The sequence below is a fragment of the Paraburkholderia sp. Ac-20342 genome (assembly GCF_017104985.1).
Classification (GTDB): domain Bacteria; phylum Pseudomonadota; class Gammaproteobacteria; order Burkholderiales; family Burkholderiaceae; genus Paraburkholderia.
Genome location: NZ_JAAGPQ010000008.1, coordinates 96,255 through 121,270, shown reverse-complemented (window position 1 = coordinate 121,270; position 25,016 = coordinate 96,255). Strand labels below are relative to the sequence as shown.

Below are 25,016 nucleotides of genomic sequence, written 5' to 3'. Positions count from 1 at the left end.
CACACGCCGCATGCAGCGCCTCGCACCCGCGCATCACCGCGCATCAAACGCCGCCGGTCACGAGCGGCAGCACTGTCAGATCAGGATGCGTGCCGTCGACGATACTGCGTCCCACGTGCACCGCTTCGTAGAGCGCTTCGTCCTGGCTCGCGAAACTTTCTTCTCCGTCCGCATGAAACGGCACCGAGTGGCCGGGGATATGCGGATCGGCGCCGGGATGGCAGACGTAACCGAGATACGTGTAGCGGCTCTCTCGCGCGTCCTGCGCATGGGCCGGGTCGGGCGGACTCGTCGGAACGGGCGAGACGTGTATTTCGAAGCCTTCGTAGGCCACCGTCTGCCAGGCTGCGGTGTCATCGGCCATGGCCGCCTCCGTCTTGATCTTCCTGTCAGAAAGTCTAGGTGATTTGCCGCCAAAACGTGCGTGCGGGCGGCTACGGCAAAACCATGACGGCGCGAGCGCCCCGTGCGCTTCCGTCAGATAAAATGGCGCGCTTTGCCCGGATTCGACTTCGCCCATGTGGTTCAAAAACCTTCAGTTGCACCGTCTTCCCGCTCCGTGGTCCGTCACCCCCGAACAGATGCAGAAGTGGCTCGCGCCGTACGCGTTCGCGCCGGGCGGCGGTCTCGAAACGCAAAACCAGGGCTGGGCGCCGCCGCGCGAGGGCGACTCGCTCGTCTACGCGCTCAACGGCCAGATGCTGCTGACGTTTCGTGCCGAAAAGAAGCTGCTGCCGGCCTCGGTCGTCACCCAGGTGACGCGCGAGCGCGCGCTCGAACTCGAGGAACAGCAGGGCTTCAAGCCCGGCCGCAAGCAGATGCGCGAACTCAAGGAGCAGGTGACCGACGAACTGCTGCCGCGCGCGTTCAGCATCCGCCGCGACACGCGCGTGTGGATCGACTGCAAGAACGGCTGGCTCGTGATCGACGCGGCTTCGCAGGCGGTGGCCGATGAAGTGCGCGGGCTGCTCGTGAAGTCGATCGATCAGCTGCCGCTCGCCACGGTGCGCGTCGCGCAGTCGCCGGTGGCGGCGATGACGGGCTGGCTGCTCGACGGCGACGGCCCGGCCGGCTTCACGCTCGACCAGGACACCGAGCTGCGCTCGCCGACCGAAGGCAATGCGACGGTGCGCTACGTCGGCCACACGCTCGACGCCGAGGACATGCGCCGCCACATCGAAGCGGGCAAGCAATGCATGCGGCTCGCGATGACGTGGAACGATCGCGTGTCGTTCGTGCTGACGCCGTCGCTCGCGATCAAGCGTGTCGCGCCGCTCGACGTGCTCAAGGAAGCGAGCGATCCGACCGCGCAGGACGACGACGAGCGCTTCGATTCCGACGTCGCGCTGATGACGGCCGAACTCGACCGCATGCTGGGCGATCTCGTCGACGCGCTCGGCGGGGAGCCGGGCGATGAGGCGCTGGGCTTGCCGCGGGCTGTGGCGGCTTGAGCGAAACGCGGGGCCATGCGTGGGCTCGCCTGAGTTGAGTGCGGCGGCCTGGGTGTGGCCTGGGTGTGAGCCCAGCGTGGCTCATACGCGGACAAAAAGCGGACAACGAGTGGGCAAAGCGCAGACACGGCGCACATAAAGCCCCGCGCAGCCCCTGCCCAAATCAGCGTCTGCGGAAAAACGATTGCCGCATCAACAGCTTGCGGATCTTTCCGGAAAGTTACCCACAGATTTGCCAACAAAATCTGTGGGTAACTTTGCGCGGGGTCCGTCTTCGGGATGCGGGCGATGCGTTCAAGGCCACCTCGCCCGTCCCGTCATTCCTCGATCAGCAACGCGCGCCTGCGCCGCAGCAGCGCCGCGCCGAGCGAAACCGCCGCGCCGATGCCGCCCATCGTCAGAGAGAGCGCGACGATCAGCGGCCCGGTTTGCGTACGCGCGGAGAACACGCTCACGAGCAGGCCGGCGAGCGGCTGCGTCATGTTGTTCAGCAGGATCGCCACGCCGATCGTCTTGCCGTAGTCCTCGGGCGGAATGATCTGCAGACGCGCGCTGCGGATGTAGACGTTGAACATCTTGTCGAAGCCGACGATCAGCAGAAAGCCGAGCGCATAACCCCACGGCGCCGCGCTCGCGCCCGCGATCACGCCACCCGCGCAGATCGTCACGAAGGCGACGAGGCCGAGCACGCGCGCGGGCCAGCCGGCGCGCGCGACCGTCAGCAGCACCAGCACCGTGGCGATCGCGCCGGCCGTTTGCAGCCCCGCGTAGTCGCGGCTCGATTGCGCATGCAGGCCCGTCACCATCGCCGCCGAGGTCGCGAGCGTCACGCCGATCACGAGGTTTTCCGCCGCCGCGAGCATGATGACCTTCTTCAGGCCCGGCAGTGTCCACACATGATGCAGCGCGATGCGCAGCGGCTGCGTCCAGTGGCCGGCCGGCGCACGCGCGAGCGCGGGCGCGCGAAAGCCGCTCAGGCGCTGCCACAGGAACAGGGCGGCGTCGGCGGCGAGAAACAGCACGCCGGTCGCGGCGACCACGCTTTCCCAGTGCCACAGGCCGAGCAGCAGCGCGGCCAGCATCGGCCCGAGCACAAAGCCCAGCTGGTCGGCCAGTTGCGAATAGGCGAGCACGCGCTGGATCTGCTGCGTGCTGAAAATCTGCGGCAGCATCACTTCGCGCGCCACGAGACCCTGGCTCGTCAGCACGCCGCACGCGGCCGACAGCCCGATCAGCCAGCCGATGCCGCCGAACAGCACATACGCGGCGATGCCGCCGAAGCAGGCGAGCGCGCGCACCGCCTGGCTCAGGCGCATGAGCCTGAGCGGCGCAAAGCGGTCGCAGAGCGCGCCGAAAAACGGGAACACGAGATAGCGCGGCAGCGTTTCGATGAAAAACGCGAGACCCGACCATGAGACATCGTGCGTCGTCTGGAACACGACGAGCGGCACGAGAAAGAGCAGGATCTGATCGGCGAGGCGCGCGACGAATAGCGAGCAGAAGAAGGCGTAATGGTTGACGCGCACCGTGAATGTCTCGCCGCTGATAGTTGGATAAAGGGGCGAGACCGATGCTATCAAAGATCATGCGGGCGCGGCGGCGCGCCGTGCCACACGGCATCGCGCCATGCCGCGCGGGGGCTACTCGCCGCGATACGCCTGTTCGAGCGGCGCGATATCGAGCTTGACCATTTTCATCATCGCGGCCATCACGCGGCTCGCTTTCTCGCGGTCCGGGTCGAGCAGCATCTTCAGCAGCACGGTGGGCGCGATCTGCCACGACACGCCGAAGCGGTCGCGCAGCCAGCCGCACGCCCACGGCTCGCCGCCGTCGAGCAGCCTCGACCAGTAGCGGTCGACTTCTTCCTGCGAGTCGCAATGCACGAACAGCGAGATCGCCGGCGTGAACGAATACTGCGGGCCGCCGTTCAGGGCCATGAACTCCTGGCCCTCGATTTCGAACGTGACGGCCACGACCTTGCCCGCCGGCCCGGGGCCGGCATCCGTGTAGTGCAGGGTGGTGGCGATGCGGGACTCGGAGAACACCGAGATGTAGAACTGCGCGGCTTCTTCCGCATTGCCGTCGAACCACAGGCACGGCGCGATTTTCTGCATGACGTTGCTCCTTGGGGATTGCTGCGGGTTGAGCGTTGGGTTGGCGTCAGGTGGGGGCGTGGGCGCATCGGCGAGTGTGTCGTCAGGCACGCGGGGCGTGCCTGACGGTCGCTCGCTCGATGGTTCGTCTGGCGGAGGCGGCTTGCGGCCGGTCCGTGGTCGCTGCATGGCCACTTATGGCCGTTGATGGCGACTGAGTGAGCGCGGCGTGGCCGCAAGGCGAGGGTTATTTCCACTCTTCCGACGGGCACTGCATCGTCGTCATCGCCTGCTGGATTTCCTCGGCGCTCAGGTCGCGCTTGTGCGTCGCGAGCGACCAGCTATGCCCGAACGGGTCCTTGACCTGGCCGTAGCGATCGCCCCAGAACATATCGGTGACGGGCATCGTGACGGTCGCGCCCGCGTCGACGGCCTGCTTGAAGCTTGCGTCGACGTCCTCGACGTAGTGATGGATCGTGACCGGCGTGCCCTTCAGTGTGTTCGGGCCGAACGCCTGATGCTCGGGCCATTCGTCGGTCAGCATCAGCATCGAATCGCCGATTTTCAGCATGGCGTGCATGACCTTGCCGTTCGGCCCCGGCAGACGCATCTGCTCGACGGCGTTGAAGGCTTTCGTATAGAACGCGATCGCTTCGGCGGCGTTCGCGCAGATCAGGTACGGCGTAAGCGAGTGCATCCCGTCCGGGATGGCTTTGACGGTGCTGCTGGTCATGACGGCGACTCCTTCGGGTAACGGTTTGATCAATGGAAAGACCGGCTGTGCGAGCCAGGTCTTCAACGTTACGACGAGTCGGTGACCGTTGAGTCGACACTTTGGAAAAATATTTTTGAGGGGTGAAGGGGCGCTATGTGGCCCCCGTTTTCGCCCTCGCTTAGCCCTCATGGCCGGCGTGCCAACCGGTCCGCTAACCCGCCGGATTGTCTTCGTCCGGCGGCGGTGCGGACGATGGCGCCGCGTTGCCCATCGGGGCGCCGAGAATGCTGATCTGGAACGTCGGAGTGGCCGCGAGCGATTGCAGGGTCGCGTCCTCGGGGATGCGCGCGTAGAGCGGCAGGATCACCGAGCCGCCGATCACCACGCGCCGGCTGTTGTCGGCGGGACGCAGCCCCCACACGTCCTGATAGACGACCGGCACCGTCACGCCGTCGCGCGTCGTGTTGCCGATGTAGAGCATCACGTGACCGCCGATGTAGATCAGCGTGCGCAGCGGTTCGCCGTGCCCGGCGAGATAGTCGAGCCGTTCGGCGGGGGGCGACCCGGACAGGTCGATCATGCGCCCAGCGCTCATCTGCGTCGACGAATGGCGCGGCAGCCATACGCCGAACGCCGCGAAAATGCTTTGCAGTTCCGACGAGCAGTCGTTGTAGAGCCCGCTATTGCCCCAGCCGTACGGCCGCCCGATCAGCGCTTTCATCAGCATCGCGAGATGGCGTGGCGTTGCGGCGAGCGGCATCGGCGCGATCTGCGCGGCGTCGAGCGACGCGGTGCGGATCAGCGCGCGGCCATCGACGTCGCGGGCGGGGGCGAGGAGTGTGTATGTGACGGTAGCGGCCTTGCTTGCGGATTCGTTGGTGGTTGCGCTTGCCGATTCGCGTTCGGCGTCGGTAGTGGGCTCATTGACGGTTTTGTTGGCGGTTGCATGTGCGTTGTCGCCGGTAGCGGAGCCGTCGCCGACACGGGCCGTGCCATGCGCCTTCGCTGTCGTTGCCGTCGCCGGGGAAGAAGCCGGCACCAACGGCAATAACGTTCCCGCCGGCGCGTCGAAACGGAACACGCCGTGGCTGTCGCGCACCGCCGCCGACGCCACGATCACCGCGCCAAGCGATTTCCCGGCCGCCGCGCGCCATTTGTCGACGAAACGGTCGTCGGCGAATGCGACGCCGTCGCTGCGCACCCAGCCCTGCACATCGGGCGTCTGCACGTAATGCCACGCGCCGTCGACGCTGCTGCCGAGCACGTAAAGCGGCGTGCCCGGCCGTACCGCCGAAATCTGCAGGTTGTCGAACGGATAGCCTTCGCCAGCCAGATGGCGGTCGTAGAACGACGGATCGGTGGTCGGCAACTCGCGCACCAGCAGGTTGCCGGTGGCGATTGCGCGGCGTTCGGGCTGATAGGCAGGCGTCTGCGCGAACTGCTCCACGTTCATGTTGCGTGCGATCGCATCGATCCAAGTCTTGTCGTGCGGACGGAAGTTCTCACCATAGCCGAGCGCGGCACTGTGCTTGCCGGTGTTGTCGAATTTACCGATGCGGCGCTGCTGCAGCGCGACGATGTCGGCGCCCTGCTCGCGAAAGACGCGCGCCGTCACGTAAGCGGCGTTCCATGGCGACGGGGCGTTCGCGCCGGTGCCGAAATAGCGCGCATAGAGCGCGTGAAAGTGCGCCTGCTGATCTTCGGCGCTGAAGAACGGCCGGTCGTAGTCCGGGCTGTGCGGATCGAGCCAGTGATCGACGTTCTGGTCGTAGTGGTCGAGCGGGAACAGCGTGAGGTTGTCGACGAAGGCGTGCGTGTCGCGCGGCGGCGTCGGATTGCTGCACGCGACGAGCGTCGTGACGGCGGCGCCGAGCACGGCGGCGCGGCACAGGCGGCGCGCGCAGCGCCACGAAAAAGCGGAGCGGGGCGGAACGGCAACGGGCATGGAGATCTGGCGTAGGGGGTCCAAGGGCACGATGATACGGGCTCGGCGATTCGCGCGGGTCTTCCTGGGGCTTTCCTGTGGGTTTTGCCCCGTGTTGTCCACGTTGTTGTCCATTACACTCGCCTTATCTATCAACACCGTGCCTCGCAACGTTGCGCCGCAACACCGAATACCCATGCGAGGCATGCCGACCGACAAGGAGCACGATATGAAAACCAGCGCACGCAACCAGTTCAGCGGCGAAGTGACCGGCGTCAAGCACGGCGCCGTCAACGATGAAGTGATCTTGCGTACCGGGGACGGTCTCGAGATCGTCGCGATCATTACGCATGGCAGCGCGCAGTCGCTTGGACTGGCGGCCGGCAAGAAGGCGTTTGCGCTCGTGAAGGCTTCGTCGGTGATCGTGATGGTCGACGTGGCGAAGCACCAGGTGTCGGCACGCAACTGCATCGCGGGGAGCGTGGCGTCGGTCACGAAGGGCGCGGTCAACTCGGAAGTGACGATCAGCGCCGACGGTGCGCAGATTGCCGCGATCATCACGAACGACAGCGTCGAGCGCCTCGGGCTCGCGAGCGGTAAGCCGGCGACCGCGATCTTCAAGGCGTCGAGCGTGATCGTCGGCGTCGAGTGAGCTTGCAACCCGCTGAGTCTTGTTGGGCAAGGCTCGCTGTTTTGCTTGCCGAGCCCCTTGCCTGACGGCTGCCCTGATTGTGCCGGGCGCCCAGCGGACGGCAAGGGGCCGGTTCACCGTGGCTTGGCGTTTGTGCCGTAACACGCCGCTTACAGCCTCGCCAGTTCCGCTAGACAGGCCTTTTTGACGTCTCGCAACGAACGGTCATGGACCTTGCCAAGCGCAGCTTTAGCGCGTTTGACATAGGCAGGGATATCCGGAACGGTGTCTTCGATGAACGGCGCGGAGCAAACGCGATTGACACCCAGCACCGGCCCGTTGCCGGGATCGATGGCCTTGAGAACCGCGCGCGGACTTTTGGGGAGCGCGTAGGCTAATCCGATGCCAAGGTCTTCGGCGTTGCCGCTGTCCGCTCCCTCTGCCAGCTTGGGGACCAGTGCGATCCACGCCGTGCTGCCGGAATCGATATGGGTGAGCACGTTGTCCCATTCCGATTCAGACATTCCATTCACCACCGCTTTTGCGCCCTGGTCGTTGATTTGCCTGGCAAGGGCGGAGGGATTTGCTTCGGCGCTTGCGTTTGCCGCGGCGCAGGCCAGGGCGAACGTGAATGCGAAAGCGAAACCGGATGCACGTTTCATTGAACAACCTCGAGCCGATGATCGCCGCTCGCCCATATGCGATGACGAGTCTGGGGACCCAGGATAATGCAGCCCTCGGACGCCGTACCCGGATGATTCCGGTTATCGCCATGAATGCGGAAAGCACTTCGTCCGAACGTATTGGTACCGGGCAGCGGCGACAGATTGAGCGTGCCGGGCCCGGTGTGGGGGGACGTGTGAGGCGAGCTTATCTGGTAATTGCCGCGCGGGATGGGGCCGATGTTGGAAATCGCCTGCATGGCGGGATTGTTTTTACCGGTTGCCGCGCCGGAGTAACCACGTTCGACGAGTTCTCCATTAAACGAGAGGTTTCCGGTGCTTTGCTGATAGGACCACGGCATTTTCTGTTTGTCTCCCAAGTGCCAAAAAGATAAGGCTAGTCGAATGGGGGGGCGGTGAATATGGGTCGTGGCCCAAATACGGATGAAAGCGAAAATGCTGCGCGGTGTACCGCTCCGGGCTTCGGTGCTTGTAATCATCGGGGCTCTGAAGGAGCAGGGGCAGTACGATGCGCGGGTATTTTCGTCGCCGCGCGTTGATGGATTCCTGAGCGCGGCACGTTTTTTGATGGAACTGATTCGGTTGCAATCAGGTAAAGAGAGGCCCGCATAGCGGGCCTTTGGGCCACTCTTTAGTGTGCTGACTATTCAGTTCCTTCAAGCGTTCGCTATCCCATACGCCAAGCTCGATGGCATGTTGAAGCATGGCGACGGTGAGCGGCTCTCGCTTCGGTTCCTTCTTAATCCTGTGAAATAGAAAACGTACAATTGACGTAAACGGATCAAATACTCCTTCCCCTTCGAAATATCTATTGCAATCAAAATCGCCAGGACCAACATTGAACCGGTCGAAAAATGCTTCCATGAATTTGGGGGAGTCATCTCCGGTCACGCCGAGATGGTCTTCCACGCTGGTCTCTGGGTTTATAGGAAGTCTTTCAGGATATAGAATTTTTTTCCGGATAAATTCAGTAAGCTCAACTGAAGCGTCATGACTGTCCATATTTTTATCGCAGGGAGATATTTAACTGACACTTTTCATGGTTGCATCGTTATAGTGAAGCATCGCTAGAACGGCGATTTTTATCAAATATCGCTAGATATCAAATTCGAAGCGTCAGCCGCCGATACGGTACAAGCGCCTCTCAGCGGCCCGTTTGCATACTCCGGATGGACACGCAAACCCGACGTCAATCCTTCACAAAGCCACGGCAATCCGACATCAGACAAAGATGAAAATAAGCCTGCCGGGCACGACCGCCATACCGCTCTACCGCCAACCCGCCCCACATCGCCGCGCACCGCTCGAACACGCCGCTTGCTTTACACTGCACCCCTTGCCGTTTTTCTTTCCCGCTTTCATCACGGATGCCGTCATGTTCGAAGTTTCCGCCACCTCGCATCTGCCCAAAGCCGCGCAATACGAAGAACTCGTCGCGCAGGCGCGCTCGCTGCTCGCCGGCGAAACCGACTGGATCGCCAATGCGGCGAATTTTTCCTCGTTCGTGTTTCATTCGCTGAGCGATCTGAACTGGGCCGGTTTCTACTTTCACGATGGCCGCGAGCTGGTGGTCGGTCCGTTCCAGGGCAAGCCCGCGTGCGTGCGCATTCCACTCGGCAAGGGCGTCTGCGGCACGGCCGCGCAAACCCGGCAGACTCAGGTCGTGCGCGACGTGCACGAGTTTCCCGGCCATATCGCTTGCGATTCGGCGTCGCAATCGGAAATCGTCGTGCCGCTCGTCGCACCCGACGGCACGCTGATCGGCGTGTGGGACGTGGATAGCCCGCTCGTCGCGCGCTTCGACGAAGAGGACGCGAAGGGCATGGAAGCGCTGTGCGCGGCGTTCATCGAAGCGGCGCTGCCGCGCGGCGTGTAGTTTTTGCACGTTTTTTCCCGCGTGCAATTCGAGGTGCGCCGGCATTTGCCGCGAGGGTTCCCGCCGCAGGCGTTTCATTTATCCGCATGAATGTGCATGACGGGCGCGCCAATGCGGCGCAATACGGCCCGACACGGCGAAGCGCAACGGCCCGCACCGCGCCGACGTATCCGCCGGCATTCGCCCGGCTTCCGTTTTAAACCACGGTCATCGGCTACCCGACGCTACCGGTGTTTATTTCATTCCGGTCTTCGCCAGCGGTGTTTTTCGCCGCGCCGGTCCGCCGGATCGCATGCGAAAGCCGCTATCATGCGCATGGTTGCCGCGCGCGGCGTGGAGCAGGACGCGCCGGCATGACCGTTTGCGCCCCGCGCGTAACGCATACATTCAATCGTCTTGAGGACTCGGGACCATAAGGCCGGCGCAATGCACGACCCCATCAACGTCGAAGCGCGCACGCGCGACGCCGCCCTGGCGTGCGCGCCGTATGGCATGTTCATCTGCACAGCGGACGGCGTCTTCGAGACCGTCAACGCCGCCTTCGAGAAACTGACCGGCTACACGGCGCAGGAACTGATCGGCTGGCGCTCGCTCGAGTCGCTGCACGATCCGGCCGAACTGCTGAAGCGCCGCGCGGAATGGCCGCAGCTCGCGGCGCTCCGTTCGCGCTACGAAGGCGAGTGGACTTATCTGCGGCGCAATGGCTCGCGGGTTCGCGTCGCGTTCGCCCTCGCGCCCCTGAGCGCAGCTCAAGCCGATGCGTCGAATGGTGCGCCGGAGCGCTACGTCGGCATTGCGGTCGACATGACGCGCTATGCGCAATCCGAGGCGCGTCTCTGGTACGTCGCGCATCACGATGGCGTGACCCGTCTGCCGAATCAGACGCTGTTCATCGAACGGCTCGAACTGACGATCGCACGTTGCAAGCGCAACGGTCATGGTTTTACCGTGCTGATCGCCGAACTCGATCACCTGCGCAAGCTGCGCGATGCACTCGGTCTGCATGCGGCCGAACTCGTGCTGCAGATCGTCGGCGAGCGGCTGCGCGGCCTGTTTCCGCACGACGGCACGATCGCGTCGGTCGGCGGCACGCAGTTCGCGCTGCTCATCAACGAAAGCGGCGCGGCCGCCGATGCGTTCGCTGCCGAAGCGCTCGGCCGCCTCGCCGAACCGATCGATTACGCGGGGACCGCGCTGAACATCACCGCGAGCATCGGCATCGCCGCGTATCCGGCCGACGGCGCCGATGCGCCGACGCTGATGCGCCGCGCCGGCGTGGCGTTGTCGGCGGCATCGGCGGTGAGCCGCAACGCCGTGCGGCGTTTTTCGACCGCGCTCGAAGGGCAGGCCGCGCGTCGCTTCGAACTCGAGACGATGCTGCGCGACGCGCTCGAGCGTCAGCAACTGCACCTCGTGTACCAGCCGCAGGTGACGCTCGCGACGGGCCGCATCGCGCAGGTCGAGACGCTGCTGCGCTGGCATCATCCGCAGCGCGGCCTGATCAGCCCGGTCGAGTTCGTGCCGGTCGCGGAAGAGGCGGGGCTGATCGAGCGCATCGGCGAATGGGTGATTCGCACCGCGTGCCGCGACGCCGGTCTTCTGCTACGGCAGACCGGCACGTTGCCGCGTTTTGCGGTGAACGTGTCGCCGCAGCAGTTCCAGCGGCAGAATCTGTTCAACACGATTCGCGAGGCGCTCGAAGACGCGGCGCTCGATCCGTCCTGTCTCGAAGTCGAAATCACCGAAGGCGTGCTGCTCGGCGATACCGATCAGGCCTTGCAGACGCTGCATGCGCTGCGCGAACTGGGCGTCGAGGTCGCGGTGGACGACTTCGGCACCGGCTATTCGAGCCTCGCCTATCTGACGCGTTTTCCGCTCAACCGTATCAAGATCGACCGCTCGTTCGTGCTCGGCATGAGCACCGATCCGCAAAGCGCGGCGCTCGTCGGCGCGATCATCGCGATGGCGCATGCGCTCAAGCTGCGCGTGACCGCCGAGGGCGTCGAAACGGCCGACCAGGCCGCGCAACTCGAAGCGCTCGGGTGCGATGAAGCACAGGGGTTCTGGTTCTCGCGTCCGCTGACCATCGCGATGCTGCGCAATGTGCTGAAGCCGTTGGGGACGGTTTGAGGGGCGCGGTGCCCGTTTGCGCATTCGCCAGTTTCGTTAGTTTCGTCAGTCGATCGATGCAGTGCAAAAGCGATCCTTTCTTGCTTTTTCGTCTTCTCGCCTTCTCGCGTTGTCGTTGCCGATTTACCGGCACTCGTCGATCTCGAGCGCGCCATTTGTCGTTCCCACCGATTTCTCCAATTCTTCTGCACCGCCGTTGACGGCGTTCGGGGTGGGTTCGAACGGCCGTGTATCGCCGAACTGTGTGGCAACAAGCATGGCGATGTTCTTGTGCCGGATGTCTTGCGACTCCGTCAGCAAATTGAATCGTCATCCTTAAAGAGTTGCCGACGCCTGGCGGCCTGATGCAGCAACATGCCGCGACACCAGAACAGCGCCGTGCCGTTTGCCGGTGCCGCCGAACCCGGCGGATTCCGCGCCGCCTGCCCGATGAAGGGTTTGTCCTGGGTATCCGTGAAGGGTTTGTCCCGATCCATTGCGAAAAATATCGGTGGGACAATTTGTTCTCCAGACAAGCACATCGTTCTCTACAGTGAAACAACTCGCCTATCTGCTGAATGCTCTGGACGTATTGGAAGCGGTCGCGCGTCCGCGCTCCGGTTCTTCCTTGTCCACTATTGCGCGCGATCTGGAGTTCTCCAAATCCGGCGTTTTCCGCATACTCGCAACCCTCGAAAGCCGCGGTTACGTTCTCAAGAACGAGAGCGGCAATTTCGAAATCGGCCCCCGTCTGTTCGAATTGGGGGCCAGCATGCCGCAGAAGCAATTGCTGACAATCGCTACACCACTCATGGAAAGGGTGACGGCCAGCACCAACGAAAGTACTTACCTCTCGGTGTTAACCGGTTTTTCGATGGTGACGATTCACACGGTCGAGCCGACGCAGACGATCCGGGTACATATGCCCGTCGGCGCGAGTGCCCCGGCGAATTGCACTGTTAGCGGTCTCGCCATGCTGGCGAATTTGCACGACCACGAGCTTCAGGCGATTCTTCCCGAACACCTGGAAGGAACCGCGCCGGACTCGATCGTCGACAAAGCGAAACTGCTCGCCGAACTCGGACGGATTCGGGCTCGCGGCTATGCCATTTCCGTGGGGAGCTGGAAGCCCGACACCGGCGGGGGCGCGGCACCGATCTTCAACAAGCAGGGACGCGTCATTGCAACCTTCGGCGCGGCGGCACCGATTTCCCGTCTGTCGCCTGAACGGTTAGAGATGCTTGCGATTGAGTCGCAGAAGGCCGCCACCGAAATATCCGCTGCCATGGGTTTTGTTGCCCATGCTTTATCCGGCAGCCTCGCGGCGAGAGGAAACTCCGAGGAAGAGCCATGACCGCTAGCCAGAACCTGTTGGTATTCATCTCCGACGAACATAACCCGAAGATCATGGGCTGCAGCGGTTCGTCCATTGCCGTGACGCCGCATCTGGACGCATTGGCGGCGCGCGGCACCCGTTTCTCCGCCGCGTATTGCAATTCGCCGGCCTGCGTGCCGGCCCGTGCCGTCCTGGCCACCGGGCGATACGTGCAGGATCTCGGCAACTGGGACAATGCGCAGCCGTTCGACGGTTCGGCGATGAGTTGGCACAGGCGGATTCGCGATAGCGGGTCCGACGTGACCGCGATCGGGAAATTGCACTTCCGCTCCAGCGACGACGACAACGGCTTCACCGAGGAGATCGTCCCGATGCATGTCGTGGATGGCGTCGGCGATCTGGGCGATCTGATTCGCGACGAATTGCCCGTACGCGGGGGCGTCGCCCAGATGGCGATGAGCGCGGGACCGGGGGAGTCGTCCTATACCGCATACGACCGGGACATTGCGGCGCGGGCCCAAGCCTGGCTGAAGAACAAGTCGGCGGAAGCCTCGACGAAGCCGTGGGTGCTTTTCGTCTCGTTCGTCGCCCCGCATTTCCCGCTGACCGCGCCCCCCGAACATTTTTTCCGCTTCTACAACAACCCCGATCTGCCGTGGCCGAAGCTTTACGGCGAGTCCGAGCGCCCGAATCATCCTTATCTGCGGGATTACGCACACAGTCTTCCCTACGACGATTATTTCGACTCGCCAGAAAAGGTGAGGGCGGGGCTGGCCGGATATCTGGGACTCTGCTCGTTTCTGGACGAGCAGATCGGCCAGGTCATGTCATGCCTCGAGCGTTGCGGACTGGCCGACCAGACCCGCATCGTCTATACGAGCGATCATGGCGAAAACCTCGGCGCCCGAGGTTTGTGGGGTAAAACCACGATGTACGAAGAATCGGCGGGCGTGCCATTGATTATTGCCGGCGCAGGCTTTGGCGTCGGCCACGTCTGCGCGACACCCGTTTCGCACGTCGATCTTTATCCTACGTTTCTCGAAGCCACTGGCGTGGAGCGTTTGCCGTCCGAAGCGGATCTGCCGGGGCAGTCGCTATTCGACGTGTGGAAGATGGAGAACGGCAGAACCGCATTCGCCGAATTCCACGGCATGGGCTCTAAAACGGCTGCCTATATGCTGCGGGACGATCAATACAAATACATCTATTACGTCGGTTATCCCGCGCAGCTTTTCGATCTGACGTTCGACCCGGAAGAGAAGCACGACCTTGCCGCGCTACCTGAGCAGCGCGAACGCCTGATCGCGTTCGAAAAGAAGCTCAGAACGTACTGCGATCCCGAAGCCGTCGATGCAAAAGCAAAGGCGGTGCAGAAAGCATTGCTGATCCAGCATGGCGGACGGGAGAAGGTACTCGAGAAAGGCGACTTTTCGTTTTCTCCGGCACCGGGAACAGCAGCGGTTTTCGAAAAGGCCAGTTGATCTTACTGACGTATGAATTAATTAGTACGCTTAATAGAGACGATTTCCGATTGGAGGACTCCGTGTCAGTGAACGAACAGCAGGAAACGTTGATCATCAACGCAAACGTCCTTACGCTGGACGCCAACAATACGATCGCGGAGGCCGTTCTGGTCCGCAATGGGCTCATTGCCGCCGTCGGCACCAACGCCGACGTGGCGGCGCTAAAGCATGACGGCGCCGTGGTAATCGACGCCGGGGGGCAGACCGTTTTGCCGGGATTCGTCGACGCGCATTCCCATGTGATGTTCGGCGGGCTGGTCAGCGAAGCGGTGGATCTGCTGGGCGCCGAATCCATAGACGAGATTGTCGACAAGGTTGCCAAACGCGCGCTTGAAACACCCGAGGGCGAGTGGATTCGCGCCTCGGGCTATGACCCTGACAAACTTCGCGAAAAGCGTCACCCGGGCATGGCCGATCTCGATCGTGCGTCGACGAGGCACAAGATCTGGATGTCTTCGGATTCGTTTCATTCGAGTACCGCAAACACGCTGGGGTTCGAGGCAATCGGCATCGGGAAGGGAACGCCGGGTCTCGAGGTCGACGCGGCCGGCAATCCGACCGGTGCGTATGCGGGCGACGTGGCCCATGTTCCGGCGCGGCAAAAGGTATTCGGCTTCATTTCGGACTCCGACGCCGAACGGATGATCCGTCTCATGGCCGATCGTGCCATCGAACGCGGCATTACCACCATTCATGCATTCGAAGGCAGCAAGATGGACGGTGACCGGGATATAGACATCATGATGCGAATCAAGGATTCGCTGCCCATTCATATCGTGCCGTACTACGAGACTTTCGATATCCCGCGCGCGCAGGCGCTCGGGGTACACGGTGTCGGTGGCTGCGGACGGTCCTGTCTCGACGGCATGCCGAATACTTTCGGTGCCGCGCTGCACAGCGGTTATGCCGACTGCTGCTCGAATCATGGCGTTCTGCTGCATGCGCAGGACGACATTAATACCCTGGTGAGCGAAGCCTGCGCTGCGGGGTTGCAAGTGGGCGTACACGCGATGGGCGACGCCGCGATCGACCAGCTGCTCGATGCGTTCGAAAACGCGGAGGGAATCGCGCAGGGCCGCTCACGGCGCCATCGCATCGAGCATTTTCACGTTCCGACCACCGAGCAGATCGAGCGTGCGGCGAATCTCGGCGTCGTGCTCAGCATGCAGCCCGTTTTCACCTACCTGTGGGGCGGCACCGATGGCATCTTTTTCGAGCGCTACGGCGCGGAACGCTATAAACGGATCGACACGTACAAGGATATTCTGAACGCCGGTGTGGTCGTCGCGTGCGGAGCCGACCTGCCTGTCTATCCGGCCGATCCTTTCCTGTGGCTTCAATTGCTGGTCGAGAATCCCGTCGATTCGCGCCAAAGCGTTTCGATGGACGATGCACTCAGGATGTGCATCAGCAATGGAGCCTGGGCCGCCTTCGAAGAAGAAAAAAAAGGTTCTCTGGAAGCTGGGAAATTCGCGGACTTGATCATCGTCGATCGAAATCCTCTGACGTGTCCCCCGAAGGACTTGCGACAGACCAACGTCACGACAACGATGAAAAACGGTGAGGTGGTTTACTCGGTGCGGTGAACGCAATATTTGATAGGAGAAAAGCATGAAACGCCATTTCTTCAATCTAGCACTTCTTGCTGTAACGCTGATGGCCGGGGCTTTTGCCGGCAGCGCGGTTGCCGCGCCGATTCGCCTCGCCACCGGAGCGGACGGAAGCTTCATGTCCCTGATCGTCGCCGTGGATCAGGGGTTTATGAAAAATCAGGGCCTCGATGCCACGATCAAGCAATTCCCCGCAGGGGGGCTGGCTCTGGAATCGGTCGTGGTGGGCGATTCGGATATCGCGCTCGTCGCCGAACTGCCGGCGATCATCGCGGCGGCGAAGGGCGCCAAAGTCAAGGCCGTCGCCCGCGGCGTCTACAGCAATCACCTGATTGGCCTCGCTGCGATAAACGGCATCAATAACGCGGGCGATCTCGTCGGTAAGAGCGTGGGCTACTCGAAGGGCACGGCCAGCGACTACTACCTGAATCGCTACCTCGACCATTACGGTATCGCCCGGGAGAAACTGAAGCTCGTGAATGTCGCTCCGCCTGAACTGGTCGCGACCATGGCGCGCGGCGACATTCAGGCCATGTTTTCGTGGGACCCGTGGTTCACCCGCCTGAAGGCGGTGATGCCGAACACGAAGGTGATCGGATGGTCGGGCGATAACGGCATCTATACGATGCAGTTCTTCCTGATGTTTTCGGACGAATTGCTGAATCAGCGTCCTGAGGATGCCAAAAAAGCCTTTACCGCCATCAGGAATGCGACGGCCTGGCTGAACGACAGGAAGAACCGTCCGGCTGCGGTGGCCTTGATGTCGAAAACCTTCCGGATTTCCACGGCGGATGCCGAACAGATGATGGATAGCGTGCAGTTCGTCGTCGACATGCCGCCTGCCTTTCCAAAGGACATGGTGAGCATCGCCGAATGGGTGAAACAGCAGGGAACGGTGCAGCCCTTCGATCCGAAGGCGCTGATCGACAAATTGATCACCCCTGTTCTCATCGACCGCTCGAATGCCGACGCGTCGTCAAAGGCGAATTCTCAACCGAAATCGTGACGGAGCAGGTGCAGCCATGAGCAATGCGAGCCTGGTATCGATTCGAGATGTGTCGTTCAAACATGCTTCCTTGCCGGCGGATAGCCCCGACATTCTGCGGGATTTATCGTTGTCGCTGGTGCGCGGCGAGTTCATGTGCATTCTCGGTCCGAGCGGTTGCGGAAAGACGACCGTACTGAATCTGATCGCCGGATTCGAGTCGCCCACGGCGGGCAGCATCCATATGGACGGCCGCCCGATCGACGGCCCGGGTGTGGAGCGCGGCGTCGTATTTCAGGGCGACGATTCTCTCTATCACTGGCTTACCGCGCAGGCCAATGTCGAATTCGGCCTGCGCGTGTCGGGAATGAAAAAAACCGAGCGCGCGGCCAAGGCGCGGCAATATCTGGCACTCGTCGGTCTGCGCGGACAGGAGCACAAATATCCGGCTGAACTGTCGGGCGGCATGAAGCAGCGCGTGAATGTCGCACGAGTACTGGCCTGCGAGTCGAAAGTCCTGCTGATGGACGAACCATTCGGCCAGCTCGATGCGCAGACCCGAATCGTGCTGCAAGACGAACTGGCGACCATCTGGCAAAAGACGCAGCGCACGGTGTTTTTCGTCACGCATGACATTGCCGAGGCGATCACGCTCGCCGACCGGATCGTTGTCTTGAAGCGCGGACCGCGTTCCAACGTCAAGGAGATCGTGAACTGTGATCTCGACCGCCCCCGGGACCGCAGCAACCCCAGGTTCGGCGAGCTTTATTCCCGCATTTCGAGCCTGATTGCCGACGAAGTGCTTGGTGTTCAAACCGATCGCGTGACATCATGAGCCCAGAGACCTCCGGTATTATGCAAACCCCCTTCGGATCACTGAAAAAGAAGCGGGCGTCGAAGCGTCGTTCCACGTTGGCTTCGACCATCATGTTGCTCGCCTCGTTGTCGGCCGGTGTGCTCATCTGGCATCTGGTGAGTACCTATATGTTCTCCTCGATCCTGTTTCCGGGGCCTTTGCAGGTCGGCACCGAGGCCATCGCGGAGATCCAGAGCGGCAGTATCTTCGTCGACATCGGCGCGAGCATGTTCCGTATTCTGGCCGGCTTTTTAATCGGCTCCGTGATCGGCATCGTTCTGGGCCTGCTGGTCGGTTTTTTCCCGATAGTCCGCTCGCTGTTCAATCCGTATCTGCAGTTCTTCCGTTTCATTCCGCCTATCGCCTGGGTCTCGCCCGCGATGATCTGGTTTGGCGTCGGCGAGGAATCGAAGATCTTCATCATCATCTACGGCACGGTTTTTACCGTATCGCTGAGTACCGCGCTTGGCGTAGCCGGTGTTCACACCAACAAGATTCGCGCGGCCCAGATGTTCGGCGCCACGGAATGGCAGATCTTCAGATGGGTGATCGTGCCGGCCGCCGTGACGCCGATTCTGCAGGGGATGCGCATTGCCATGGGCATCGCCTTCATGACGGTCATCGCCGCCGAGATGCTCGCGGCCAATGCGGGGATAGGTTATTCGATTCTCAATGCCCGGCTCTGGATGGCAACCGACAAAATCTTCGTGGGTATTTTCACTCTGGGCATCCTCGGCTATCTGACCGACAAAATTCTGGAAGTGGCGATCCACAGGTTTGGCCGGCGTTTCGATTCCAACGCGAAGAGATAGCAGGTACGAATCTGTTCTGACGGGAGCTGACCTCGATGAAGCTGACGGACGAAGAAATCGCCATGCTCAATGGAGAGCACGGCGAGGTAATGCGCGTAGCGCTGAAGATGCAGGTCGAAGTCGGCGAATACTTCGGCGCCGAAGATATGGTGAAGATCAGCTCGGTGCATGCTTCGGGCGACGTCGAGGAATTGGGTCTGGCCGGCGTCGAATATCTGGAGCAGGTCGCGCGCAGCGGCGCCCGCTGTGCCGTGAAAGCGGTCACGGACCCGCGAGGCTATGCGTTCGAGCCTCGATGCACGTTGAAGCAGTTGGAAACGACGAAGGAAATCGAAACGCGGACCGTCGCCGCATTCGAGAAGATCGGTCTTCTGAATTGCAGTAACTGCATCGTGTATCAAACCACGCTGCAACCGCATTTTGGCGAGCATGTAGCGTGGGGAGATACCGGGTCCGTGATCTATGCCAACTCCGTATTCGGCGCCCGATCGAATTACGAGTCGGGTCCTGCGGCATTGGCCGCGTCGCTGACAGGGCGCGTGCCCCGATACGGTTTTCATCTGGACGAATGCCGGAAAGCCAATGTCGTCGTGCATGTCGAAGATCAGCCAAAGGAATTGGCCGACTGGGGCGCGCTCGGCTGTTGTGTCGGCCGGCAACTGAACGGCTATTGGGATGTGCCGGTATTCGAGGGATTGACGTCGAAACCCGACAGCGACGTGCTCAAACACCTCGGCGCCGCACTCGCGAGCTATGGCTCGGCGGCGATGTTTCACATAGTCGGCGTGACGCCTGAGGCCCGGTCGCTGGAAGCGGCTATGTCGACCCAAAGAGAAATCCGTCATCTCCAGGTGCCCGAAGGCGCACTCGATAGTGTCTACCACGGTTGGAGCGGCGATTTCACGGAGGCCGATCTGGTGGTTTTCAGCGCGCCTCAACTCTCGCTCTTCGAGATCGTTTCCATTGCCGAGGCTCTGGACGGCAAGAAGGTCCACCCGACAGTCAAGCTGATCGTCACGACGAATTCGCAGATCGCGGCTTCCACCGAGCAACTCGGTATTCGTGCGCGGCTCGAAGCGTCCGGCGCGGAACTGATCGCCGGCGTCTGCTTTTACCTCATGACGCCCCGGCAATTGTCCGAGTTGAATGGCTTCAGCCGGCTCGTCACGAACTCGGCGAAACTCGCGAACATCATGGCGGGGCAGGGCTATCAGGTGAAATTCCGGCGATTCGACGATTGCATCCGGGCGGCGACGCTGGGTACGCTGGCTTAATGAGGACACTATGCTTGAGCGCACTTTTTTCAATGCAAGCCAGAGCATGGCAATGAGCCTCGAAGGCGAAGTCATCGTGTCGAATCATGGTTTGAGCGTTCGATACGATATCGACCCCGACCTTGGCGTTATCGCTCGACCCGACCATGATCTCTACGGCATGAGCGTGGTCAATAAGATCATCGTATTCAAATCGACGAAGGGCGGCGTATCGACAGGCTGGGCGCTGCTGAATCTCAGGAAGCGCGGCACCTGTCCCGCCGCTCTGGTTTGCGATATGACCAATCCCGTTTTCGTTCAAGGCGCGGTATTGGCGGGCATTCCGATCATGGACGGGTTTACCGACTCGCCGCGCAAGTACCTCAAATCGGGCGACCGCGTATTGTTCGACGGCGCGCGCCGCATTCTGTCGCTGAAGACACGCGCCTGAGCGGAAAAACAAGCGGAGTCGTTGCCGGCCGAAGGAGGACTGATTGACGTCGCGGTGTCTTGCCCGATGCCGCCGCGCGTGATCGTTGCCGCCATGAAACTTGACACTGCCATCCGGGAGACCGTTCTTCGCAAAGCTGAAGTCGTGGCCGGAAGCGAACAGCTTGGCCGGGACATCACCTGGGTCCATATGGTCGACCACCCGGACATCGTCCAGTGGGTCAAGCCCGGCGAACTACTGCTGACTACCGGTTATAACTGGCCCGCGCGCGGCGAGGCATCGCGGCAGCTCGTCCGTGAACTGAGTCACGCGGGGCTTGCCGGCATCGTGCTGGCCGTGCCGCATTTCCGCGATCACTTTCCGCCGGAGGCCATCGAGGAAGCCGGCGCGGTTGGCCTGCCGCTGCTCGAAATGCCGTGGGCGGTGCCGTTCAGCCAGATCACGCATGAAATCCTCGCGAAGATCATCAACTTCCAGTCCGAGATCATCGCGCGAGCAGACCAGTTGCATCGGGCACTGACGAATGCCGCCGTGTCCGCAAGCAGCCTTTCCGACATTGCCACCACGCTGCAAACGCTGGTGGGCCGCGCGGTCTCGTTCACGAATCCGTCCGGACATATCCTGGGAAGCTCCGCGCCGGCCTCGGACATCACCATGCTGGAGGCGCAGTTTACGCGTTCTCTTTCGGATGCCCCCGTCGATGCCAGTACTGTCCGGCGACCCGCGACAGTACGCTTCAAGCTCGCAAGCGATCGCGTATTGCATCGGATGCAACTGGCCGTTCGCCTGCACGACACGATTGTCGCAATACTTTGGCTCGATCTGGACAACCCGGACATCGACGAACTCGACAGGCGTGCAATGGAGCATGCCAGCGTCGTCGCCGCTTTGCATCTGACGCATCAACAGCAACTCGCGCAGCAGGAGGATCGCCTTGGGTATGCGCTCGTTACCGCGCTGCTCGATGGCGAATTCACCGCGACTGCGAGTGCGCTCGAGCGCGCGCGCGTATGCGGCTGGAGTCAGACCGCGTCGTATCGCATCTGTCTCGTGCTGCTCGGCGAACCCGTTCCTTTGACGACAGAAGCACTCGAACGCAGGGAGCGATGGGTCGAGCTTCTGAAATGCCAATTGAGAGCGCAGAGGCAGTCCGCGTTGATTGCGGTGTGGCTGAATCAGATCAAGTTCATCCTGCCTGCCGAGGCGTCCGTGGAGACCCTGTGGGCGGCAATCGGAGACCGGCACGCGGCGATGGCAGTCAGTCGCGCGCATACGGGCATCGACGGCATGGCGGTCGGCTCGAAAGACGTCGACGCACTGCTTCCGATGCTTCGTCCCGGAAGGCTGCACCGTTTCGAGGAAATTCTTTTTCCGCGGGCATTGCTCGGGGACGCCGATGCGCGCGAGATGCTGATCGAGCGGCTGGTCGTGCCGCTCGTCCATCGTCCGCGCGGCGAATCGCTGCTCGATACGCTCCATACGCTCGCCGACGAAGGTTTCCAGCTTGTACACGCCGCACGTGCCCTGGGTATTCATATCAGCACGCTGCGCTATCGGCTGGAGCGCATCGAGCAGATTCTCGGCGTCACGCTCGACGACCCGAACGTGCGCTTTCAGCTTCAGGTTGCCATAGCGCTCTATCGTCTCCGGGAAAATTAGTGGCCGGTTTTACTACTTTTGATAGGAAGACTGTGCACGAGTGTCGCGGTTTAATGGGTGCAAATGGGTGCAGGCAGTTTTCCCTGTTGCTTATCCGATAGAAGCGCTTATCAAGGAGCCCGAAAATGTCGCTCACCTCGCTTATCGAATCAGACCGTCAACATCTTATTCACCCCGTAGTCAGCTATCGCGCCCACGAAGCGCGCGGCGTCACCGTGCTGAAATCCGGTAAGGGTGCGTGGCTTTACGACGCCGACGGCAACGAGCTGCTGGATGCCTTCGCCGGCCTCTGGTGCGTGAACACAGGCTATGGGCACGAGAGCATTGTCAGGGCGGCAGCCGGGCAGATGTCGAAATTGCCTTATGCCACCGGGTACTTCCATTTCGGCTCTGAGCCGGCCATCGAGCTGGCTCAACGCCTCATCGATCTTGCCCCCGCGTCATTGCGCCATGTCTATTTCTCGCTGGGCGGTTCGGACGCAATAGATTCCGCGATCCGCTTTATCACGCACTACTACAACGCCATTGGCAAGCCATCGAAAAAGCAGTTCATCGCACTCGAACGCGGCTATCACGGTTCGTCGTCGATGGGGGCGGGCATGACGGCGATCGCCAGTTTTCATCGCAACTTCGACGTGCCGCTGGCGACGCAGCATCACATTCCCTCGTCATATCCTTACCGTAGCGAAACGCCTGACGATCCCGAGGCAATCATCGTGGCTTCCGTGCGCGCCTTGGAAGCGAAAGTCGAACAACTCGGCGCGGGGAATGTCGCGGCGTTTTTCTGCGAGCCGGTGCAAGGGTCCGGCGGTGTGATCGTTCCGCCGAAAGGCTGGCTGAAGGCGATGTGCGACGCGTGTCGTCGACTGGATATTCTGTTCGTCGCGGATGAAGTCATCACCGGTTTCGGTCGCACGGGCCCGCTGTTCGCCTGCGAGGCGGAACACGTCGAACCCGACCTCATGACGGTAGCCAAGGGACTAACGGCAGGCTATGCGCCGATGGGCGCGCTGCTCCTGTCCGACGAGGTCTATCAGGGAATCGCCGACGGCGCCAAAGCGGGCGAGGCAATCGGCCACGGGCAAACCTATTCGGCACATCCGGTCAGCGCCGCTGTCGCCCTCGAAGTCCTGCGTCTTTATCTCGAAGGCGGACTGCTTGCCAACGGTCAGAAGCAGGGCGCCCGTTTCGCGCGCGGACTCGACAGTCTGCTCGATCATCCGCTCGTCGGCGATTCGCGCCACCGCGGTCTGCTCGGCGCCGTCGAACTGGTTGCGGACAGGAAGACGAAAGCCCGTTTCGATCCGTCGTTGAAACTGCCGGAGCGTATCGCCGATGCCGCATATCGCAACCGGATTATCTTTCGCGCGTTTGGCGACAACATCCTCGGCTTCGCGCCGGCACTCTGCTATTCCGAAGGCGAGATCGACGAGCTGGTGACACGCGTGCGCAAGACGCTCGACGAAATGCTCGAGCACGTCGACGTGCGCAATGCACTGAAGGGCTGACAGAAACTCTGTATGGCCCGGCATGCGTCGATCCGGGCACACCCATTATCAGAGGCACGCATCATGGCTTTAAAGCTCAAGCGCGAAGAACTGGTCAGAACCCGGAACCTGATCGGCGGCGAGTGGAGCGAGGCGGTATCCCGCGCACGCTATCCGGTGACGAATCCGGCCACCGGCGAAATCATTGCGGAAGTGGCGAATAGCGGTCCCGCCGACGCGCGTGCCGCGACAAACGCGGCATACCAGGCCGCCGAAAGCTGGCGCAATCGCCTGCCACGCGAGCGCGCCGCGATACTCCGCCGCTGGCATGCACTTCTCGTGGAGAACAGCGAAGACCTGGCCACGCTGATGTCGATGGAGCAGGGCAAGCCAATGGCCGAAAGCCGGGGCGAAGTCGCCTATGGCGCGTCGTATGTCGCATGGTTCGCGGAAGAAGCCACGCGCACTTACGGCGACCTCATTCCGCAACAGCAGCGTGGCAAACAGATGCGGGCGATGAAAGAGCCCGTGGGTATCGTCGCGGCCATCACGCCATGGAATTTTCCGCTTGCGATGATCGCGCGGAAAATCGCCCCCGCTCTGGCCGCGGGCTGCACGGTAGTCGGCAAACCCGCGGAAGACACGCCGCTTACCGCGCTGGCATTGGCTGCACTCGCCGGGGAAGCCGGCGTGCCGGCCGGTGTGCTGAACATGCTGAGCGCGTCGCGGGAGCAGGGCATCGAAGCCGTGGCGGACTGGCTCGCGGATGACCGGGTACGCAAGGTCACGTTCACCGGATCGACGGCGGTCGGCAAGTATCTGGCGCGCGAATCGGCGGGCACGCTCAAGAAGCTCTCTCTCGAACTGGGCGGCAATGCGCCGTTTATCGTTTTCGACGACGCGGACCTCGACGCGGCAATCGCCGGGTTGATGGCCGCCAAATTCCGCAACGGCGGACAGACCTGTGTTTGTCCGAATCGGATCTATGTGCAGGCGGGCGTATTCGACCGATTCGCCGAACTGCTTGCCGCTCGTGTCGGCGCGTTGAAAGTGGCCCCGGCCACCGACCCCGAGGCACAGATCGGCCCCATGATCAACGCGAAGGCGATCGACAAGATTGCCCGCCACGTCGAAGACGCCGTATCGAAAGGCGCGATCGTGCTGACGGGCGGCAAACGGCTGACCGAGTTGGGACCGAACTACTATGCCCCGACCGTTTTCACCCATGCCTCGAACGATATGCTCGTGACGTGCGAGGAGACGTTCGGGCCCGTCGCGCCGCTTTATCGGTTCGATCAGGAAGAAGAAGCAGTGCGCCTGGCCAATGACTCGCCATTCGGGCTCGCCGCCTATTTCTACACTCGCGACATGCGGCGGGCCGAGCGTGTGGCGCGGCGACTCGAAGCTGGCGTTGTCGGCCTGAACGAAGGGGCCGTGTCGAGTGAGGCCGCACCATTCGGCGGCGTCAAGGAGTCCGGATACGGCCGCGAGGGCTCGAAATATGGTCTCGACGATTACCTGACCATCAAGTACGTCTGTCAGGGCAATCTCGACTGATGTGC

25 protein-coding genes are annotated in these 25,016 nt (G+C 62.0%); 15 read left to right on the top strand and 10 right to left on the bottom strand.

The window, feature by feature from the left end; genetic code table 11:
* Window positions 1–43: 43 nt before the first annotated feature.
* Window positions 44–364: a hypothetical protein gene (locus G3N58_RS04900; RefSeq protein WP_167047941.1), complete on the bottom strand. Its 321-nt coding sequence runs from the start codon at window positions 362–364 to the stop codon at window positions 44–46.
* A 154-nt stretch (window positions 365–518) separates the two neighbouring features.
* On the opposite strand from G3N58_RS04900, the gene G3N58_RS04895 reads away from it, so the two are divergent.
* Window positions 519–1,451, top strand: coding sequence for a recombination-associated protein RdgC (locus G3N58_RS04895; protein WP_205989186.1), 933 nt, complete (start codon window positions 519–521; stop codon window positions 1,449–1,451).
* A 317-nt stretch (window positions 1,452–1,768) separates the two neighbouring features.
* Here G3N58_RS04895 and G3N58_RS04890 read toward each other — a convergent pair whose 3' ends face one another.
* The 4 genes from G3N58_RS04890 to G3N58_RS04875 all read right to left on the bottom strand — a co-directional run bounded on the left by G3N58_RS04890 (window position 1,769) and on the right by G3N58_RS04875 (window position 6,204).
* On the bottom strand, window positions 1,769–2,977 hold the full coding sequence (locus tag G3N58_RS04890; RefSeq protein ID WP_167047935.1) for an MFS transporter: 1,209 nt from the start codon (window positions 2,975–2,977) through the stop codon (window positions 1,769–1,771).
* 114 nt (window positions 2,978–3,091) lie between these two features.
* Window positions 3,092–3,565 carry a VOC family protein gene (locus G3N58_RS04885; RefSeq protein ID WP_167047932.1) on the bottom strand — a complete coding sequence of 158 codons (474 nt, stop codon included), beginning with the start codon at window positions 3,563–3,565 and terminating at the stop codon, window positions 3,092–3,094.
* A gap of 226 nt (window positions 3,566–3,791) precedes the next feature.
* A complete protein-coding gene (locus tag G3N58_RS04880) occupies window positions 3,792–4,277 on the bottom strand; it encodes a VOC family protein (RefSeq protein ID WP_205998625.1) in 486 nt (161 codons plus the stop codon).
* Between the two features lie 193 nt (window positions 4,278–4,470).
* On the bottom strand, window positions 4,471–6,204 hold the full coding sequence (locus tag G3N58_RS04875; RefSeq protein WP_205998624.1) for an SH3 domain-containing protein: 1,734 nt from the start codon (window positions 6,202–6,204) through the stop codon (window positions 4,471–4,473).
* A 208-nt stretch (window positions 6,205–6,412) separates the two neighbouring features.
* On the opposite strand from G3N58_RS04875, the gene G3N58_RS04870 reads away from it, so the two are divergent.
* Complete coding sequence (locus tag G3N58_RS04870) at window positions 6,413–6,835, top strand: TOBE domain-containing protein (RefSeq protein WP_167047923.1); 423 nt, start codon at window positions 6,413–6,415, stop codon at window positions 6,833–6,835.
* 149 nt (window positions 6,836–6,984) lie between these two features.
* Here the strand turns inward: G3N58_RS04870 and G3N58_RS04865 are convergent, their stop codons facing one another.
* From G3N58_RS04865 to G3N58_RS04855, 3 genes are all read right to left on the bottom strand, one after another.
* Window positions 6,985–7,476 (bottom strand): hypothetical protein, encoded by a 492-nt coding sequence (locus G3N58_RS04865; protein ID WP_205989189.1) that lies wholly within the window; start codon window positions 7,474–7,476, stop codon window positions 6,985–6,987.
* Window positions 7,473–7,838 carry a tlde1 domain-containing protein gene (locus tag G3N58_RS04860; RefSeq protein WP_167283337.1) on the bottom strand — a complete coding sequence of 122 codons (366 nt, stop codon included), beginning with the start codon at window positions 7,836–7,838 and terminating at the stop codon, window positions 7,473–7,475. The genes G3N58_RS04865 and G3N58_RS04860 overlap by 4 nt, the downstream gene beginning before the upstream one ends.
* A 247-nt stretch (window positions 7,839–8,085) precedes the next feature.
* Window positions 8,086–8,499, bottom strand: a complete 414-nt coding sequence (locus G3N58_RS04855; RefSeq protein WP_167283338.1) for a DUF1493 family protein — start codon at window positions 8,497–8,499, stop codon at window positions 8,086–8,088.
* Window positions 8,500–8,872: 373 nt separating this feature from the next.
* Here G3N58_RS04855 and G3N58_RS04850 point away from each other — a divergent pair, with 373 nt between their 5' ends.
* The gene (locus tag G3N58_RS04850) at window positions 8,873–9,373 is read left to right on the top strand and encodes a GAF domain-containing protein (protein ID WP_167047914.1); all 501 of its coding nucleotides are present in this window, start codon (window positions 8,873–8,875) and stop codon (window positions 9,371–9,373) included.
* A 426-nt stretch (window positions 9,374–9,799) separates the two neighbouring features.
* A complete protein-coding gene (locus tag G3N58_RS04845; protein WP_205998623.1) occupies window positions 9,800–11,503 on the top strand; it encodes a GGDEF domain-containing phosphodiesterase in 1,704 nt (567 codons plus the stop codon).
* A gap of 123 nt (window positions 11,504–11,626) precedes the next feature.
* Here G3N58_RS04845 and G3N58_RS04840 read toward each other — a convergent pair whose 3' ends face one another.
* Together G3N58_RS04840 and G3N58_RS04835 are read right to left on the bottom strand one after the other, a co-directional pair.
* Window positions 11,627–11,803: a hypothetical protein gene (locus tag G3N58_RS04840; RefSeq protein WP_167283340.1), complete on the bottom strand. Its 177-nt coding sequence runs from the start codon at window positions 11,801–11,803 to the stop codon at window positions 11,627–11,629.
* Window positions 11,797–11,979, bottom strand: coding sequence for a hypothetical protein (locus tag G3N58_RS04835; protein WP_167047905.1), 183 nt, complete (start codon window positions 11,977–11,979; stop codon window positions 11,797–11,799). Before G3N58_RS04835 ends, G3N58_RS04840 begins: the two co-directional genes overlap by 7 nt.
* Window positions 11,980–12,035: 56 nt before the next feature.
* Between G3N58_RS04835 and G3N58_RS04830 the strand changes: the two genes are divergently transcribed.
* The 11 genes from G3N58_RS04830 to G3N58_RS04780 all read left to right on the top strand — a co-directional run bounded on the left by G3N58_RS04830 (window position 12,036) and on the right by G3N58_RS04780 (window position 25,011).
* Window positions 12,036–12,836 (top strand): IclR family transcriptional regulator, encoded by an 801-nt coding sequence (locus tag G3N58_RS04830; RefSeq protein ID WP_205998622.1) that lies wholly within the window; start codon window positions 12,036–12,038, stop codon window positions 12,834–12,836.
* Window positions 12,833–14,299 (top strand): sulfatase-like hydrolase/transferase, encoded by a 1,467-nt coding sequence (locus tag G3N58_RS04825; protein ID WP_205998621.1) that lies wholly within the window; start codon window positions 12,833–12,835, stop codon window positions 14,297–14,299. The genes G3N58_RS04830 and G3N58_RS04825 overlap by 4 nt, the downstream gene beginning before the upstream one ends.
* A gap of 68 nt (window positions 14,300–14,367) precedes the next feature.
* Complete coding sequence (locus G3N58_RS04820) at window positions 14,368–15,927, top strand: amidohydrolase (RefSeq protein WP_205998620.1); 1,560 nt, start codon at window positions 14,368–14,370, stop codon at window positions 15,925–15,927.
* Window positions 15,928–15,952: 25 nt separating this feature from the next.
* Window positions 15,953–16,957: an ABC transporter substrate-binding protein gene (locus tag G3N58_RS04815; protein ID WP_205998619.1), complete on the top strand. Its 1,005-nt coding sequence runs from the start codon at window positions 15,953–15,955 to the stop codon at window positions 16,955–16,957.
* Complete coding sequence (locus tag G3N58_RS04810) at window positions 16,914–17,771, top strand: ABC transporter ATP-binding protein (protein ID WP_240159221.1); 858 nt, start codon at window positions 16,914–16,916, stop codon at window positions 17,769–17,771. The genes G3N58_RS04815 and G3N58_RS04810 overlap by 44 nt, the downstream gene beginning before the upstream one ends.
* Window positions 17,768–18,604 carry an ABC transporter permease gene (locus tag G3N58_RS04805; RefSeq protein WP_240159220.1) on the top strand — a complete coding sequence of 279 codons (837 nt, stop codon included), beginning with the start codon at window positions 17,768–17,770 and terminating at the stop codon, window positions 18,602–18,604. Before G3N58_RS04810 ends, G3N58_RS04805 begins: the two co-directional genes overlap by 4 nt.
* 35 nt (window positions 18,605–18,639) lie before the next feature.
* On the top strand, window positions 18,640–19,878 hold the full coding sequence (locus G3N58_RS04800; RefSeq protein ID WP_205998618.1) for an aconitase X catalytic domain-containing protein: 1,239 nt from the start codon (window positions 18,640–18,642) through the stop codon (window positions 19,876–19,878).
* 10 nt (window positions 19,879–19,888) lie between these two features.
* On the top strand, window positions 19,889–20,308 hold the full coding sequence (locus tag G3N58_RS04795) for a DUF126 domain-containing protein (protein ID WP_205998617.1): 420 nt from the start codon (window positions 19,889–19,891) through the stop codon (window positions 20,306–20,308).
* Between the two features lie 93 nt (window positions 20,309–20,401).
* On the top strand, window positions 20,402–21,967 hold the full coding sequence (locus G3N58_RS04790; RefSeq protein ID WP_205998616.1) for a PucR family transcriptional regulator: 1,566 nt from the start codon (window positions 20,402–20,404) through the stop codon (window positions 21,965–21,967).
* A gap of 125 nt (window positions 21,968–22,092) precedes the next feature.
* Complete coding sequence (locus G3N58_RS04785) at window positions 22,093–23,475, top strand: aspartate aminotransferase family protein (protein ID WP_205998615.1); 1,383 nt, start codon at window positions 22,093–22,095, stop codon at window positions 23,473–23,475.
* 63 nt (window positions 23,476–23,538) lie between these two features.
* Window positions 23,539–25,011: an NAD-dependent succinate-semialdehyde dehydrogenase gene (locus G3N58_RS04780; RefSeq protein WP_167047878.1), complete on the top strand. Its 1,473-nt coding sequence runs from the start codon at window positions 23,539–23,541 to the stop codon at window positions 25,009–25,011.
* The last annotated feature ends 5 nt before the right edge of the window (window positions 25,012–25,016 follow it).